At 71.9% G+C, this 15662-nt stretch carries 13 protein-coding genes; 2 read left to right on the plus strand and 11 right to left on the minus strand.

Annotated features, from left to right (window positions below; all coding sequences use genetic code 11):
• Position 1: 1 nt before the first annotated feature.
• From DI005_RS23125 to DI005_RS23140, 4 genes are all read right to left on the minus strand, one after another.
• Positions 2 to 1561 carry an AMP-binding protein gene (locus tag DI005_RS23125; protein ID WP_158559884.1) on the minus strand — a complete coding sequence of 520 codons (1560 nt, stop codon included), beginning with the start codon at positions 1559 to 1561 and terminating at the stop codon, positions 2 to 4.
• A 14-nt stretch (positions 1562 to 1575) separates the two neighbouring features.
• Positions 1576 to 2484 (minus strand): SMP-30/gluconolactonase/LRE family protein, encoded by a 909-nt coding sequence (locus DI005_RS23130; RefSeq protein ID WP_113643506.1) that lies wholly within the window; start codon positions 2482 to 2484, stop codon positions 1576 to 1578.
• Positions 2485 to 2690: 206 nt separating this feature from the next.
• Positions 2691 to 3344: a TetR/AcrR family transcriptional regulator gene (locus DI005_RS23135; protein ID WP_158303050.1), complete on the minus strand. Its 654-nt coding sequence runs from the start codon at positions 3342 to 3344 to the stop codon at positions 2691 to 2693.
• A gap of 471 nt (positions 3345 to 3815) precedes the next feature.
• On the minus strand, positions 3816 to 5090 hold the full coding sequence (locus tag DI005_RS23140; protein ID WP_113643508.1) for a LuxR C-terminal-related transcriptional regulator: 1275 nt from the start codon (positions 5088 to 5090) through the stop codon (positions 3816 to 3818).
• Positions 5091 to 5242: 152 nt separating this feature from the next.
• On the opposite strand from DI005_RS23140, the gene DI005_RS23145 reads away from it, so the two are divergent.
• Positions 5243 to 6328 carry an S-(hydroxymethyl)mycothiol dehydrogenase gene (locus tag DI005_RS23145; RefSeq protein WP_113643509.1) on the plus strand — a complete coding sequence of 362 codons (1086 nt, stop codon included), beginning with the start codon at positions 5243 to 5245 and terminating at the stop codon, positions 6326 to 6328.
• On the plus strand, positions 6325 to 6951 hold the full coding sequence (locus DI005_RS23150; RefSeq protein WP_112273353.1) for an MBL fold metallo-hydrolase: 627 nt from the start codon (positions 6325 to 6327) through the stop codon (positions 6949 to 6951). The genes DI005_RS23145 and DI005_RS23150 overlap by 4 nt, the downstream gene beginning before the upstream one ends.
• Positions 6952 to 7099: 148 nt before the next feature.
• Here the strand turns inward: DI005_RS23150 and DI005_RS38705 are convergent, their stop codons facing one another.
• The 7 genes from DI005_RS38705 to DI005_RS23190 all read right to left on the minus strand — a co-directional run bounded on the left by DI005_RS38705 (position 7100) and on the right by DI005_RS23190 (position 15514).
• A complete protein-coding gene (locus DI005_RS38705) occupies positions 7100 to 7342 on the minus strand; it encodes a hypothetical protein (RefSeq protein ID WP_199543145.1) in 243 nt (80 codons plus the stop codon).
• A 320-nt stretch (positions 7343 to 7662) separates the two neighbouring features.
• Positions 7663 to 8646, minus strand: coding sequence for a hypothetical protein (locus DI005_RS39165; protein ID WP_113643510.1), 984 nt, complete (start codon positions 8644 to 8646; stop codon positions 7663 to 7665).
• A 34-nt stretch (positions 8647 to 8680) separates the two neighbouring features.
• Positions 8681 to 9964 carry a TRAP transporter large permease subunit gene (locus DI005_RS23170; protein WP_113643511.1) on the minus strand — a complete coding sequence of 428 codons (1284 nt, stop codon included), beginning with the start codon at positions 9962 to 9964 and terminating at the stop codon, positions 8681 to 8683.
• A 9-nt stretch (positions 9965 to 9973) separates the two neighbouring features.
• Positions 9974 to 10624: a hypothetical protein gene (locus DI005_RS23175; protein WP_233520286.1), complete on the minus strand. Its 651-nt coding sequence runs from the start codon at positions 10622 to 10624 to the stop codon at positions 9974 to 9976.
• The gene (locus DI005_RS23180) at positions 10621 to 12759 is read right to left on the minus strand and encodes a hydantoinase/oxoprolinase family protein (protein ID WP_228713648.1); all 2139 of its coding nucleotides are present in this window, start codon (positions 12757 to 12759) and stop codon (positions 10621 to 10623) included. The genes DI005_RS23175 and DI005_RS23180 overlap by 4 nt, the downstream gene beginning before the upstream one ends.
• Positions 12760 to 12780: 21 nt before the next feature.
• Positions 12781 to 14409: an FAD-dependent oxidoreductase gene (locus tag DI005_RS23185; RefSeq protein ID WP_113643513.1), complete on the minus strand. Its 1629-nt coding sequence runs from the start codon at positions 14407 to 14409 to the stop codon at positions 12781 to 12783.
• 40 nt (positions 14410 to 14449) lie between these two features.
• Positions 14450 to 15514 (minus strand): LacI family DNA-binding transcriptional regulator, encoded by a 1065-nt coding sequence (locus tag DI005_RS23190; protein ID WP_113643514.1) that lies wholly within the window; start codon positions 15512 to 15514, stop codon positions 14450 to 14452.
• Positions 15515 to 15662: the final 148 nt, after the last annotated feature.

The raw sequence follows: 15662 nt of genomic DNA on the forward strand, positions 1-15662 counted from the left end.
GCTACCCTTCAGTGTTCGTGCCGGTTTCGGATGCGAGCTGCTCGCGCAGCACCCGGCGCAGGATCTTGCCGATCGGCGACCGCGGCAGGGACTGCGCGAAGTGCACCGCCGTCACCTTCTTCACCGAGCCGAGCTTCTCCCGTGTCCACGCGACGAGCTCTTCCTCGGACGCCTGCGCGCCGTCGCGCAGGACGACCACGGCGTGCGGGGTCTCGCCCCACTTGTCGTGCGGGACGCCGACCACGGCCGCCTCGGACACGGCGGGATGCCCGGTGAGCGCGTCCTCCAGCTCAGTGGGCCAGATGTTGAAACCGCCGGAGATGATGGTGTCCTCCTTGCGGTCACTCAGGTACAGGAACCCGTCCTCGGACAGGTAGCCCATGTCCCTGGTGCGCAGGTACCCGTCAGGCGTGATCCGCTCCGCGGTGGCTTCCGGGCTGCCCCACAGCTCGCGCATGCGGCCGGGCGTGAGGCCGGCGATCTCGCCGATCTCGCCCGGCGGCAGCCGGTTGCCGTCGTCGTCAAGGATGACGACGTCGGAGTTCGGTGTCGGCCGTCCGGCCGAGCGCAGCCAGCGGCGCTGCTGCTCGGTGCCGTCCAGGACGTGGTGCTCGGGGGCCAGCACGGTCATCGGTAGCCCTTCGCTCTGCCCGTAGACCTGATACATGATGTTGCCCCACAAGGCGATCGCCTCCGTCAGCGTCGCCGCGGGAGCCGGAGCCGTCCCGTAGAGCACGGCGCGCAGGCTGCGGAGATCGCGCGTCCGCGCGTCGGGGTGGTCGATGACCATCCGCATGATCGTCGGCACGACCAGCGCGAGGGTCGCCTGTTCGGTCTCGATCAGCTCCAGGAAGCGCGCGGTGTCGTAGGCGGGCATCACCACGCACGCCGCGCCCGCGGCGAGCAGCGGCCAGACGAACATGCCCGCGGCGTGGCCGAGGGGAGCCGGGACCAGGTACCGGTCCCGCTCGGTGAACCTCGGGACGACGAGCGCGATCTCGTTGCCCATGTCCATCCAGCCGCCCACCGTGTGCAGGATGCCCTTCGGCTTACCCGTGGTGCCGGCCGAGAACCGGATGATGTGCGGGTCGTCCTCGGCCAGCGGTACCTCGGGGTCGTCCGGGGACGCGGCCGCCAGCGCGTCGGCGTAGGAGCGCACTCCCGCCGGGCTCTTCCCGAGCACCAGGACCGTGTCCAACCCGGGGAGTTCGGCCAGTAGCGGCGCCACCGCGTCGTAGTACCTGTCCTGCACGATCAGCGCCCGCGCGCCGACGAGGTCGAGCAGGTAGTGGTGCCGCTCCGGTGAGTCGTGCGCGTACAGCGCGCATCGGACGTAGCCGCCCACGGCCAGTCCCGCGATCTGCTCGAGGCTTTCGAACGCGTTGTCGCCCAGCATCGCGACGCGGTCGCCCGGCCGGACACCCGCGTTCCGCAGCGCGTTCGCGAGACGCTTCGCACTGTCGAACAGCTCACCATAGGTCTGCCGCCGTCCCTCGCAGACGACGGCGAGGTTCCCGCCGAAGAGACGGGCGCTCTTGCGCAGAAGGCTCGCTGGATCCATTGTGGACATATCTGCTACGGCCTGCCGCCGTGCGGAACGTCGACCGTCGTGGTCTTGAGCACGGCCTTGTCGGTGTCGACGCCCGTCGCCGCGGCGAAGAAGTCGGGCACGGAACACAGGAGCAGCGTGCGCCCGTCCTCGCCGCCGAGGGCGCAGGCGTAGATGCCCAGCTCGTCGCCGTCGCGGATCTCGTCGACGATGGCGCCGGCAGGGTCGATGCGCACGATGCGCTTGTGTCCCGCGTCCGCCACCCACACATGGTCTTCCGCGTCGATGGCACACCCGTCCGGCCACAGCTCGGCCTTGGCCATCGCCTCCGGCAACGGGACAAGGCCGGGGTCCTCGCCGATCTGCGCCCAGACCCGCTGGCCGGAGAGAGTGCCGTCGTCGCCGATCGTGAAGGCGGTCAGCCGGGAGGAGAACGACTCCGCGACGATCAGCGTACGCCCGTCGTTGGTGATCACCATCCCGTTCGGACAGATCAGGTCGTCCGCGGCCACGCTCGGTGTCCCGTCGGGGTCCACCCGGTAGACCGCGCCGGGACGCAGCTCGTCGCCCTCGGCGATGGCGAAGCCGATGGTGCCGACGTAGGCGTGCCCGCTCGCGGTCACGACCATGTCGTTGAGGTCGTGGGCGCACAGCTGGGAGAGGTCGGAGTGCACGCTCACCTCACCGTCAGGTGAGCGGCGCAGGATCTTACGGTCGTGCATCGACACCACCAGCAGTGAACCGTCGGGTAGCCAGCCGAGCCCGGACGGGTTGTTCGGGACGTGCATCACCTCGGTGCGGTTCCCGGCGGTGTCGTAGGTGCAGACCTTCTGGGCGTAGATGTCCGACACCCACCACCGGCCGTCGTGCCAGCGGGCACCCTCGAAGTAGTGACCACCGCTCGCGAGCAGCTGGACCGGCCTCGTTGTCGTCATGGCGACCGCCTCGCTTCCTGTACGTCGTTGTGCAGTGAATGGAAACCCGGTCCGGCAACGGCCGGGTTCCGGTGACGAGGGCTGCCCGCCGACATCCATCACCTTGCCCGCCAGCGGTCGCCGTCGACCGATGCGGGCAAACATACAAACATCCCAGGCTGGATGTCAATTGAGCGGGCGGTGCCCGAGTGGGTGACGAGCGAGGTTCAGTCGGAGCCGGCGCGCAGCAGGTCCCGCACCGACTCCTCGAGCACCGCGAGCTGGCGGCGTTCCCGTTCGGGGCTGGGCAACAGGGCGGACTGGAAGGCCATGCCGCGCATGACGTTGATGGCGTGGGCCCCGATGTCGGCGAGCCGCTGCCGCGACTGCCGTCCGTCGTCGAGCATGGACATCGTGATGTCGCGGATCCGGCGGCCGATCTCCCGCTCGACGTCGATCAGCAGCGTGCGCAGCTCCTCGTCGCTGCGTGCCGCGATGTGCAGTTCGTCGGCGGCCGTGAACAGGTCGGACTTGAAGGACCGCCAGAGCGCCTCGAGCGCGGGGCCAACGCCTTGGTCCGCCGCCTGCTCGAGTTCGGAGATGGTCACGGCCATCAACTTGTCGTGCAGGTGGAGCAGGGCCTCGGCGACCATCTCGGCCTTGTTGGACCAGTGATGCTTCTGCGCTCCCCTGGTCAGTCCCGACAGCTCCGCGATCCGCTCGGACGTGGCTCCGCGGTAGCCGTACCGGACGATCGCCGTGATCGTCGCGTCCAGCACGGCCGACCGCGTGGTCGCGCTCCGCTCGGCGTTGGACCGCCGCTTCCTCGTCTCCCCGGTCCGCCCGTTCGCCGGCGCGGTCAGCCCCTCAGTCGTGTCCACGCCCGCGATTATCGCTGGCTGACTCCGCAGGTGTCGGCCGCGGGCGGCCGAGCCGAGACGCGGCCGGCGCCTCCTCTTGACGTGCGCCGGTCCGTGGGGAGCGTCGTTTGAAGGCATGCGGGCAGAATGTACGCAGATCGCACAGGTGGCAATTCTCGATCAGTCCACGGGCGACGAGGTGAGCGCCGGGGCCATCGCAGACCTCGCACCAGCCGTCCGCACGGCGTGGAGCAAGTGCCCGCCGGGGCGGGCGTTGCGCGCTCACCACGAGCGTGTCCGAGGCTGTGCATGCCAGGCTCATCGGGGAAGCCGTGTGGGCCGGGAGAGGTTCCCGGCCAAGAGAGGACGACACCCCGCTGCTGGCGGGTGCCGGTGGTGGGTGCCGTTCACGGGCGCGCTGTGCCGATGGACCTGCCGAGTGGCGCCGGCCCGCGGTGGGGGACAGGCCGAGTAGCCCGCGCCCGGCTGAGGTCAGAGGGTGTGTGGCGCGAACCCGGCTTTGATCGCCATCGCTGCCGCCTCGCCGCGCGAGGAGACCTCCAGCTTTTTGAGGACCCCGGCGACGTGGAACTTGACCGTGCTCTCGGTGACACCGAGTTCGGCCGCGATGGCCTTGTTGCGTTTGCCCTGGGTGAGGGAGCGCAGCACCTCCAGCTCCCGCCGGTTGAGGCTCTCCAGCCGGGTTTCGCCCGCGTGGTCGTGGGCCGGTTCGAACGGCAGGTGGATGGTCATCCGGCTGCCCCAGCCGGGCACCGCTTCCAGCTCGACCGTGGCGCCGAGCGTCCTGGCCCGGCCGTCGAGCTGGTGGCGCAGGTCGTTCACGTCGAGGCTTCCGGACTCGTGGTCGCGCACGTCGATCCGGAGCGAGGTGTCGTCGGACTGCCAGGCGACCCGCAGGCGCCGCAGTCCTTTTTGGGCGGTGAAGGCCAGCACGGCCGTCAGCGTCATGACCCTGGCGGCGTGGGCGATGTCGCCCGGCAGCGGTCGCGCGGCCGTGGCAGGGGGCACGAAGTCGAGCTGCGCGTCGTGGTGTCGCAGGGTCTGCCGGATCTTCTTGCGTAGCTTGGTGAACGCCGCCGAGGCGGATTCTTCGGACAGGGCCAGATCGGTCTTCTGCGCCGAGCGCAGTGCCACGAGTGCCGAGGAGGCCGACTCGGTCGCGGCGACCCGGGCGCGGTGGTCGTCCAGCCGGGTGGAGCGCAGGGTCGTGAGGATGGTGACGAGCGCGGTTTCCTGTGCCGCGGCCATTTCCGCGATGGTGCGGGCGCGCTCGCTGGAGGCGGCCCGTGACTCGGCGAGGTAGTCGGGGCTGGCCTGGGCGACCTGCTGCCGGATCGAGGTGGCGACGATACCGAAGAGGTCGGCGAGGACCGTGTGCTCGGGGAGGTGCTTCCTGGCGGAGCGGGGGATGAGGACGAGCAGGGTGCCGATCGGGTCCTGGACGGCCCACACGGTCCGGGTCGCGCCGGCGATGGTTGCCGTCGTGCCGAGTGCGTGCCCGGGCTCGACGCTGGCCTTGAGTCGTTCGAGCTCGCCGATCGTCACCTTGTTGATCGTCTCGGTGTCCCCGGCGACCTTGCGTGGGCGGCCGGTGCATTCCCTGGTGAAGATGACCAGCGCGGTGTGCGGCCACCGGTCGGAAAGGAACCGGGAGAACCGGCCCGCGATCTCGTGCAGCGGGCCGTCGATCACGTCCCGCAACGCGGGGAGGCAGTTCTGCGCGGGCGGTGTCGGCTTCTCGGGCATCCCGGTCAGCGTAGCTGTAGGGCCACCTGTCCGGAAGTCCAGGTTTTCCTGGCCTGACGATCAGGTCGTGGGCGCAGGCTGCCGGACTAGTGTCGCGCTGGATATGCGCTGATGCGCATGCCTTTCGTCGAGTGGTGAAGGAAGCAGTCGAGATGCCACAACAGGTACGCGGTGTGATCGCCCGGTCGAAGCAGGCTCCGGTGGAGTTGACGGACATCGTGGTGCCCGCTCCCGGTCCCGGCGAGGTCGTGGTCGCGATCGCCGCGTGCGGCGTTTGCCACACCGACCTGACCTACCGGGAGGGCGGGATCAACGACGAGTTCCCCTTCCTGCTCGGGCACGAGGCCGCGGGCACCGTCGAGAGCGTCGGCGAGGGCGTGGACTCGGTCCGGCCCGGAGACTTCGTGGTCCTCAACTGGCGGGCCGTGTGCGGGCAGTGCCGCGCCTGCAAGCGGGGGCGGTCCCAGTACTGCTTCGACACGTTCAACGCGAGCCAGAAGATGACGCTCACGGATGGCACCGAGCTCACCCCCGCACTGGGCATCGGCGCGTTCGCGGACAAGACGCTCGTCCACGCGGGGCAGTGCACCAAGGTCGACCCGGCCGCCGATCCCGCGGTCGCCGGGCTGCTCGGCTGTGGCGTCATGGCCGGGCTGGGCGCGGCGGTCAACACCGGCGCGGTGGGCCGGGGCGACTCCGTCGCGGTGATCGGCTGCGGTGGCGTGGGCGACGCGGCGATCGTCGGCGCCCGGCTGGCGGGCGCGTCCACGATCATCGCCGTCGATCGCGACGCGAGGAAGCTCGACTGGGCGGTCGAGTTGGGCGCCACGCACACCGTCGACGCCACCGAGACCGACGCGGTCGAGGCGATCCAGGGCCTGACCGGCGGGTTCGGCGCCGACGTCGTGATCGACGCGGTCGGCCGCCCGGAGACGTGGAAGCAGGCGTTCTACGCCCGCGATCTCGCGGGCACGGTCGTGCTCGTCGGCGTGCCAACGCCGGACATGCGCCTGGAGATGCCGCTGCTCGACTTCTTCTCCCGCGGCGGCTCGCTGAAGTCCTCCTGGTACGGCGACTGCCTGCCGGAGCGGGACTTCCCGATGCTGGTGGACCTGTATCTGCAGGGCAGGCTGCCGCTGGAGAAGTTCGTGACCGAGCGGATCGCGCTCGACGACGTCGAGAAGGCCTTCCACACGATGCACGCCGGCGAGGTGCTTCGTTCGGTGGTGATCCTGTGAACCTGCGGATCGAACGGGTCGTGACCTCCGGAGTCTTCGAGCTCGACGGCGGGAGCTGGGAGGTGGACAACAACGTCTGGCTCGTCGGCGACGACCACGAGGTCGTGATCGTGGACGCCGCCCACGACGACACGGCGATCACCGAGGCCGTGGCCGGGCGCAACGTGGTGGCCGTGGTCTGCACACACGGGCACAACGACCACGTCACCTTCGCCCCGCAGCTGGGCAAGGAGCTCTACGCGCCGGTGCTGCTGCACCCTGGCGATGCGGAACTGTGGGAGATGACCCACCCCGGCGAGACGTTCTGGCGGACGGGCGACGGCGAGCGGATCGCGGTGGCGGGAACGGAGTTGGAGGTGATCCACACGCCGGGGCATTCGCCCGGGTCGATCTGCCTGCACCTGCCCGAGGCCAAGGCCCTGTTCTCCGGTGACACCCTGTTCTCCGGAGGGCCCGGCGCGACCGGCCGCTCGTTCTCCGACTTCCCGACCATCATCGCGTCGATCCGGGAACGGCTGTTCGCGCTGCCCGAGGACACGCGCGTGCACACCGGCCACGGCGACCACACCACCATCGGCGCAGAGGCGCCGCACCTGGAGGAGTGGATCGCCCGCGGGCACTGAGTCCGCCGTAGGCCACCAGGAACAGCGACCTCGGCGCGAAGAAGACCAGCGCGGAGAACAGGTAGAACCCGTTGCGCAGCTTGCGCCGGTCGCGGACGAAGCTGATCGGCGAACAGCGGGGCGACGGCGAACGGGATCAGCCACGGCCTCACGCGATCTCCAGCCTGCGCCAGGTCGCCAGGAACACCGGTGCCGTCGCGATCGAACCGAACGACGCGAACGAACTGGCGGACGATGACCACCCGAGGGATCCGCCGGGCCCGTCGTGGTGGCGCACCATGCCACGACGCGCGAGCCACCACGACGCGATGCAGGCCACGGCGGACAACACCGTCATCGCGAGCGTGGTGTGCCCGCTGGGCAGGCTGTTCTCCACGTCAGGCCCGCCCACCGGAACCAGCGAGGGCTGGGGTAGCACGAACCGCTTGAGCGCCTGTGTGATCAGCTGCCCGGCGACGATGACACCGGGCGGCGACCGCCAGGTCGGCCCGGTGGCGCCAGGCCGATCGCCGCGACCACCACGACCGCGACGGCCGGCGAGTGCACGGTGACCTCGCCGAGTGCCTCGCCGGTCGTGCGCTGGTCACCGGCTCAGACCTCGTGGGCGCCGCGCGGAGCCGCGTTCTCCAGCGGCAGGCCGGCCGCGGTCCGCACGGCGAGCACGTACCGGACCACGGCCGCTGGCACGCTCGCGACGGTGACGACCTGCCGTCAGCCGCGCGCCATGGCGATGACGCCGCCGAGCCGGTCGCCTGCCTCGTAGATCATGTACGGGACGCCGCGGTCAGTGCCGAAGCACGGCGCCGCCGCCCGGCCGTTCTCCGGCGCGGCGGAGCCCGAGTCGTAGAAGACGCCGAGGTGCTCGCGGCGCGAGAAGTCGGCGCCGACCTCGGTGATGAGGATGTTGCCGCCGCTGCCCTTGTCGGTGTGGTAGACGACGTACGTGCTGCCACCGCGCTCGAGCAGGTGCGGGCCGGAGAGGTTGACGGCGCCGACCTCGTCGGGGCCGACGAGCGGCCGCGGGTCGAACTCCCAGTCGCGACCGTCGGCCGACCAGCCCCAGCAGATGTCGCGCCGGTCCGCGGAGGTGTTGCGCATGAACACCATGACGTAGCGGGCGCCGCGGGCGGGGAGGTCGTGCCGGAAAACCCTCGCGTAGGAGGCCTCCCTGGCGTCCGGGAGCATGTCCGTGGTCAGGACGGTCTTGTCGTAGGTGAAGTGGATGCCGTCCTTGGAGCGGGCGAGGCGGGTCGTGGTGTTCTCGCCGTGGAAGTACAGCCACAGCTCCCGCCGCTCGGCGTGCCACAGCACGTGCGGCGACGAGACGTGGCTGACGTCGTAGTGCGGGTTCCAGGTTCTGCCCACGATCGGGTTGTGCGCGTACTCGGTGAACGGTCCTTCCAGCGATTCGGCGTAGGCCAGGCAGATGCCGCCGGGGGCGTCGTGCGGGGCGTAGTAGAGATAGTAGCGGCCCAGCGGCGCGCTGAGCCTGTCGTACACGCCGCGCACGCACGGGAAGATGATCTCGCCGGTGGGGTTGTACGCGAGCCGGTCAGGGCGCAGCAGGGTGCGGACGTAGCGGTAGTCCGGGAACCCGCCGGGTGCGGCGAGCGCGCTCGTGCCGAGCGCGCCGGAGGCGAGCACCGTGGCGCCCGCGGTGGTGACCTGCAGGAAACGGCGGCGGTTGAACGTCATCGTTCTTCTGCTCCTTTGTGGACGGAGGCTTCTGCTACAGCTGGGTGGCGGCCGTGACGATCAGCCCGCCGAGTGCGACGCACCACACGTACGGCAGCGTCCGCACCATCACCTGCTGCGGGCTGACGCCGGAGTACTGCGCCGCCCAGACGGTCTGGGTGCTGGTCGGATCGGCGACGCCGAAGACCTGGTTGTACGAGGCGGTCAGGCCGAGCACGGCCACGGCCGGGTAGATGCCCGCGGAGATGAGCACGCCCGCGATTCCCGCACCGAGGCCGAAGACGTTCAGCGGGCCGCGGTAGAGGCACAGCGGGGTCAGCAGCGCGAAGACCACCACGAAGACCACCGGATGGCCCGGGCTGACCGCCGTGACGAGCGGGTTGAGCGCCTCGACCGCGCCGGGCAGAGTCACCGCGGCCAGCAGGATGCCGATGGCCACGAACAGCGCGATGGGCGGGGCGGCGATGTCGAAGGCGCCGTACAGGGTGCGCAGCAGCCGCTTGTTCATCTCCCTCGGCCGGGTGGTGGTCACCAGGGCGTACAGCACACCGGCCAGCATCGACGGGATGATCGCCAGCTCGAACCCGAGCGCGAGCACCAGCGGCACGAGTGGCGCGAGCAGCGCATACCACGGCGCGTCGCCCAGCTGCCGGGCCCGGTCGCGGCGCCGGCCGTGCGCGGGAGCGGCCAGCGACCAGGCGTGCTCGACGCCCTTGCGCCGCGTTTCGACGAGCACGAACAGCACGGCGAACGCCGCGGCGAAGGGGAACAGCTTCAGCATGAAGCCGCGCACCGTGTCGACCGGCAGGTCCAGAGTGGTCGAGAAGAACTGCCAGATCGGGAGCTCGAACGGCATGCCCGCGGCGATGCCCATGAGGATCGTGCCGGCGGCGGTGGTCTTCGGCACCCCGACGGCGACCATCGCGGGAATGCCGATGATGCCGGCCATCATCGCGGCGGGCGCGGATCCGGTGACGGTGCCGATGAGCGCGGAGACGGCGAGCACGCCGAGCGCCACCACGGTGGGCCGGTCGCCGCCGAACTCCACGATCTTGCGGACGAGCGTGCTCGCGATGCCGGTCTCGGCCATCAGCTTGCCCATCCAGGAACCGATGAGCACGGCGAGCATGGTGGCCGCCTGCGCCACCGCGCCCTCCTGGAGGACCGTGTCGACGATGCTGTTCTCGCCGGTGAGCGGGGCGCCCACGACCGCAGCGATGGCCACGGCCAGCAGCACGAGGGCGAAGGCGGTGGGCAGCTTGCGCGTGAGCATCAGGCCGACGCCCGCGAGCATCAGCAGGATGATGACGATTCCCATGGCGGTACCTCAGTCCTGTGCGAGGGCCCGGACCGCGCTCGCGAGCGCGGCGGTGAGCAGAAGGGGGCTGCGGCCGAGACCGCGGCGGGCGGCCGCGTAGCCGTGCGCGGCGAGCTCGTCGGCACCGGCGACGTGGGCGGCGATCCGGAATCTGCCGAGCCGCAGGGCGGTGTGCCCGAGTCGCTCGCGCAGCGCGCGTTTCAGTGCGGCGTCGTCGTGCAGCAGACGGTGCGCGTCCTCGTGCGCCATGGCCGCCGCGCGCAGCGCGCCTGCGGGGTACCACCCGCGCCAGCCGAGCAGGTCGACGAGCTCCTCGCCGAGGGCGAGGGTGTCGGTGAACAGCTCGACGGCGGGGGCGGGCCGCGACACGTACCGGGCGAGCAGGAGCCGCTCGATACCGCCGGTGCGCTCGACGACGCGCGGCTGCGGAAGCCGGGCCCGGACGGTGAGCCCGGCGCCGAACTCCGTCGCCGCTGTCGCCCAACGGCGCAACAGCGCCGGGTCGCGGCCCTCGTGCGTCGGGGTGCCCGCCAGCAGCCGGACGCCGAACTCCGCGTCGTCCTCGTCCGCCAGCCGGGCGCACTCGGTGCGCAGCGCCTCGCGGACAGCGGGGGAGAGGCGGCCGAGCGTGGCCAGGGTGTCGCCTGTCGTGCCCGTCATGACCGCGCCTCCAGCACCGCGATGACCGGTTCGTCCGCCGCGCGGGAGCGCAGCTCGCTGCGCGCCAGCGCCAGCAGCGGTTCCGCCTCCAGCACCCCGGAGAGATCCGCGATGCGGGAACCGAGCAGCAGGCGCAGCGCGGGGGCGCGGACGCCGCCGTCACCGTACGAAGTGGACTCGTGGATCAGGCGGGACAGCAGCTCCGGCGCCTCGCCGACCGTCGTGGTCGCCACGTGCGCGTCGGCGGCGTGCAGGCGGACCACGCCGTCGGCGTCGAGGACCCGGACCGGGCGGCGGGGCTTGCGGAAGCGCCGACGGTGGGTGGTGCCGTACACGGTGTGGGCGGGCGTGCCGGCGAGCACCTCCACCGCCGACGGGTCGGCCTTGAGGCTGGTCGCCGCCGCCGAGAGGCGCTCTGCGGCGTCGGCCCGGTGGGCCCGGTCCTGAGTGCGCAGCTCGGTGGCGCCGGTGGCGACGGCCCGCACGGTGTTGGTTTGCGGGTCGACCGTGACCTCGACCTCCACCGCCTCCGGTGCGGCGCCCTGCGCCACGACGGCGGCCTCCGCCTCGCCGCGCACACCGAGGATCTGCTCCTGGGTGGCGCCGGGGATGATCCGCTCGATCTGTTCCCTCACCAGGGCGAGTGCGACGCCGATGGGGCTGATGACCTCGTTGTGCGCGGCGATCCGGCCCTCGAGCCCGGTGTCGGCGGCGAGGTGCGGGGTGACGGCCGCCGCGCCGCCCCCGCCGCCGACGAGGACGGCGGTGTCGCGGTCGAGGCGGTAGTCGCCGATCATCGTGTCCACCACGTCGCGCACCTGCCGCACGCCCGCGTCCAGCACCTGCGCCGCCGCGCCCGCGACGTCCGTGCCGAGTGCCCGCGCGAGCGGGGCCAGCGCCGCCGCGGCAACCTCCGGGTCGCAGGCGGCGAAGTCGCCGTGCGGGACGCGGCCGAGGGCGTTGGCCGCGCAGGTCATGGTGATGGCGAAGCGGCCGCCCGCTGCGTCGAGCACCACGTAGTCGTCCGGGTCGCCCTCCAGCGGGCTCACGGTGGTGAGCCGCGCGTCGCGCAGATCGTCGAGGTCGGCGTAGCAGGCATATGGCAGGCCCGCGATGTGCGCGGAGCGCGGCCCGACGGCGAGCACCCGGCCGCCGCCGAGCCGCACCAGGGAACCGCCGCCGACGCCGACCGTGCGCACGTCCAGAGCCGACAGGTACGAGGACCGGCCGAGGATGGTGGCGTGCTTGACGGCGACCTTGCCGCGGCGGATCACGCTGATGTCGGTGGACGTGCCGCCCGTCTCCAGGAACACGCCCTCGCTGACCCGTTCCTGCATCAGCGCCCCAGCCACGCCGGCCGCGGGTCCGGAAAGGACGGTCAGCAGGGGCCGCCGCCGCATCTCGGCCAGCGACATGACGCCGCCGTCGCAGCGCATCACCATCAGCGGCGCCTGCACCCCGGCCGCCGTGATGCTGGAGTCCACCAGGTCTGCGGTCGCCAGCATCTTCGGCATGATCGCGGCGTTGACCACGGCGGTGCGCGTGCGCTTGCGCAGCCCGTACAGCGAGGTGATCTCGTGTGCCGCGGTCATCGGCAGCCCGTACGGGCGGGCCGTTTCGAGCACCGCCTCCTCGCCGTCCGGCAGGTCGACGCTGAACGGTTCGCTCGCGACGAGTACCTCGGCGCCCGCCGAACGGACCTGCTCCACGGCGGCGCGCACGGCCGCCGTGTCACCGGGATCGGGCACGTGCGCGTAGTGCAGTGGGAGCCGCTTGCCGGGGGTCAGCTCGAGGTTCGCGAGCCCGGCGAGCCGCTTGGTCGGCAGCGAACCGGGCCCGGCGCCGATGCCGATCAGGCCGACGGGCGCCACGTCGCCCTCCAGCAGGGCGTTGGTGGCCTGGGTGGTGCCGTGGGCGAGGAACGCGACGTCCTCGGGGGTGCAGCCGACGTCCTTCAGCAGCCGGTTCAGCGCCTCCACGATGCCATGGGCGACACCGTCGGCGTGGTGGTGGCTGGTCGGGACCTTCACCTGCGCGACGAGCTCCAGCGTGGCGGAGTCGATCGCGACGGCGTCGGTGAAGGTCCCGCCCACGTCGATGCCGACGCGGATGCGGTGCGGGGCCAAAGTGGACACCTCCTTGTGTCGTGAAGCGGCCTAGTAGCCGCGGACGTCGGGCCAGTGGCGTTGCACGCCCTCGCGGTCGAGCACGCGGACGAACTCGCCGAACCGCTTGTCCTCTGCCTGGACTTCGTGTGGTTGCACGTTCTCGGCGAGGCAGTGCGCGGCGAGCGCGCCCGCGACCTCGCCGACGTTCCACTCGACGGGGTGCAAGCGGTAGCAGCCGTTGGTGATGTGCGTGGTGCCGATGTTCTTGCCCGCGGGCAGCAGGTTGCGGACCCGGCGCGGAACCAGCGCGCCGAGCGGGATCTCGAACGGCACCGAGCCGATGTCGATGTAGTTGTCGCCCCCGGTGGAGGGGTGCAGGTCGATGCGGTAGCCGCCGACGCCGACGGAGTCGCGGTGCCGGGTGCCGCCGTACGGCCCGACGAGGTCGATGGCGACGTCGTGCTCGGTGACGGTGGTGACGGCCTTGATGCGGCGGGACTCGCGCACGTACGCGGACTTGGCGAGGCCATCCGCGGTGCCGGTGATGTCGGGACGCAGGCGAAGGCCGGGGAAGCCGGTGCCGCCGTCGGGGCGCGGGGCCTCGGTCTGCAGCCAGTACAGGACGGACAGCGACAGCTCCCTGGCCCCGGCGAGCGCCTGCCGGGAGGTTTCCTCGCCCGCGCCGACGAGCGGTTCGAGCCAGTAGTCGTTGAGCGGCCAGTTGACGAGCGTGATGTCGGAGTCGAAGGCGCCGGGCCGGTGCAGGCCGCGCGCGAGGATGCGGCGGAAGCCCCACAGCTCCTTGTCGCCCGCGTCGGCGCTCTGGTCGGCGTTGACGGCGAGCGGGTCGACGTCCGGGTTGGGCACGAAGGTGCGTTCGACGGCGGCGAGCGTGCGCGGGTCGGGAGCAAGGAAGCCGAGCAGCGGGCCGGGCCAGAAGTCCGGGCGGTACGTGCGCCAGAAGTCGTAGCCGCTCGGCCGGTCGATCGTGTGGTCCTCGCCCTCGTGGTGGGAGACGGCGAAGCAGACGGTGATGCCCTGCTGGTTGAGCGGGTCCGCGGCCTCGGGAGCGTGCGGCTCGTCGTACTCGGCGCGGGACTCGGCGCCGAGCGCGTGTTCGACGCCTGCCAGCTCGAGCAGCTCGCCGGTCTCGGTGGCGTCGATGACGTACGGGGCCGTGACGGTGTGCAGGGCGCCGTCGCGGACGTCGGCGAGCGTTACGGCGCGGACGGTGTCGCCGTCGGACTCGGCGGCGACCGGCCGGTGCTCGGTGAGCACGGTGAGCCTGCCCGCGGCGCGGTGCGGGGCGAGCATCGCCTCCAGCACGGCGAGCGCGACCCTCGGCTCGTGGCAGAGCTTGCTGACCCGGCCGGCTCCCGGGTTCAGCCGAGGCAGGTCCAGTGCCTCGGCGCGCAACGGGTACCAGCGGCGGTAGTGCTCGCGGATCGCCTCGCGCAGCGCCCGGTAGGTGGCGGTGACGCCGAACTGCTCCACCCACGGGTGCTCGTCCGGGGGTACGGCCTGCGCGGTGAGCTGCCCGCCGATCCAGTCGGTCTCCTCGGTCAGGACGGCGCGGCGCCCGGCCCGGCAGACGGCGAGAGCGGCGGCGACGCCACCGAGCCCGCCGCCCACGATGAGGACGTCGGTCTCGGCCGGAGTGGCGGTGGGGGTCGGCATGTGGTGCGGGCTCCTTTGCTGCGGTGGAAGGGGATTCGGGTCAGTGGGCGGGCGCGGGGCCCGCGGTGCTCCCCGGCCGGAAGGCGCAGGCCACCAACGGCGACTCGGCCTCGCCGGTGGTGAGCAGGCCGGTGAGCGCGCGCACGGCGGCGGCGCCGAGCTCGGCCCTGGGGATGTCGAAGCCGGTGGGCTGTGGTCGCCCGGCGAGGTCGGCGGGCGGCGAGCCGAGCAGCGCGAGGGAGACGTCCGATGGGGCGTCGAGCCCCGCCCCCTCGACGGCCGCGAGCAGCGCCCGCCAGGCGGCGCCGGTGTCGGTCTCCTCGGCGACGAAGGCGGTGACGCCCTCGGCGTACCGGTCCCGCAGCCAGGCCGGGGTGATCTCCGCGGCCGGGTGCGCGGCGCGCACCACGGGATCCGCGCCGGCGAGCCCGGCGGTGGCCAGCGCCTCGCGGAAGCCGCGCTCGCGGTCGGTGGACGCGGGGGCGTCGTCGTCCTCGCGGACGAGCATCACGCGGCGGTGGCCGAGCTTCGCGAGCTGCCGTACCACCTCGGCCGTGGCCTCGACGTAGTCGGCGCCGACCCAGGCGAGGCCATCGAGCTCGTCGCGGCGTCCGATGTGGACCGCCGGGTAGCCGTGCTCGACCAGCCTGCGCAGTTCGCCGGCGGGGATGTGGCGGCCGAGGAACAGGCATCCGTCGGCGAGCCTCACCCGCTCCAGCGCGCCGGACGTGCCTGACTGGGCGCCGGCGCTGGACCCGGTGAACAGCACCAGGTCGTAGCCGCGGGCCGCGGCCTCCTGCTCGACGCCGACGAGGAACGGGTAGTACGAGTGCTCCACGGCGGTCGGGAACGTCGCGGTGAAGCTGAAGACGCCGAGCAGGTTGTTGCGCGCGGCCGCCAGCCTGCGTGCGGCCGGGTCGGGCACGTAGCCCAGCTCCCTGGCCGCCTCCAGCACCCTCGCGGTGGTGTCGGGGTGCAGCACGATGCCCTGCTTGTTGCCGCCGAGCACCACCGACACCGTCGTCTGCGAGACCCCGGCGAGGCGGGCGACCTCCGCTTGCCGTGGCCGGCCCCGCCGTACCCTCGCGGATCGGTTCTCGGCCATTGCGATTCTCCTTGACTAATACGCATTAGTCCGCGTTTGCGAACCGCCCTGAGCAGTGCTGATGCGGATTAGTCAAGGAGTCTGTCGCCGCTGCGCGGGCGTCGTCAAGACCGGCATCCGCCTAATATCCGGCTAATATCCGGCGGCC

It is taken from the genome of Prauserella sp. PE36 (genome assembly GCF_003311655.1).
Taxonomy (GTDB): domain Bacteria; phylum Actinomycetota; class Actinomycetes; order Mycobacteriales; family Pseudonocardiaceae; genus Prauserella_A; species Prauserella_A endophytica.

Bases quoted from the DNA above. Each gene is read 5' to 3' on its own strand.
- DI005_RS23125 (WP_158559884.1), bottom strand. From the start codon at position 1,561: ATGGATCCAGCGAGCCTTCTGCGCAAGAGCGCCCGTCTCTTCGGCGGG.
- DI005_RS23130 (WP_113643506.1), bottom strand. From the start codon at position 2,484: ATGACGACAACGAGGCCGGTCCAGCTGCTCGCGAGCGGTGGTCACTAC.
- DI005_RS23140 (WP_113643508.1), bottom strand. From the start codon at position 5,090: ATGCCCGAGAAGCCGACACCGCCCGCGCAGAACTGCCTCCCCGCGTTG.
- DI005_RS23145 (WP_113643509.1), top strand. From the start codon at position 5,243: ATGCCACAACAGGTACGCGGTGTGATCGCCCGGTCGAAGCAGGCTCCG.
- DI005_RS39165 (WP_113643510.1), bottom strand. From the start codon at position 8,646: ATGACGTTCAACCGCCGCCGTTTCCTGCAGGTCACCACCGCGGGCGCC.
- DI005_RS23170 (WP_113643511.1), bottom strand. From the start codon at position 9,964: ATGGGAATCGTCATCATCCTGCTGATGCTCGCGGGCGTCGGCCTGATG.
- DI005_RS23175 (WP_233520286.1), bottom strand. From the start codon at position 10,624: ATGACGGGCACGACAGGCGACACCCTGGCCACGCTCGGCCGCCTCTCC.
- DI005_RS23185 (WP_113643513.1), bottom strand. From the start codon at position 14,409: ATGCCGACCCCCACCGCCACTCCGGCCGAGACCGACGTCCTCATCGTG.
- DI005_RS23190 (WP_113643514.1), bottom strand. From the start codon at position 15,514: ATGGCCGAGAACCGATCCGCGAGGGTACGGCGGGGCCGGCCACGGCAA.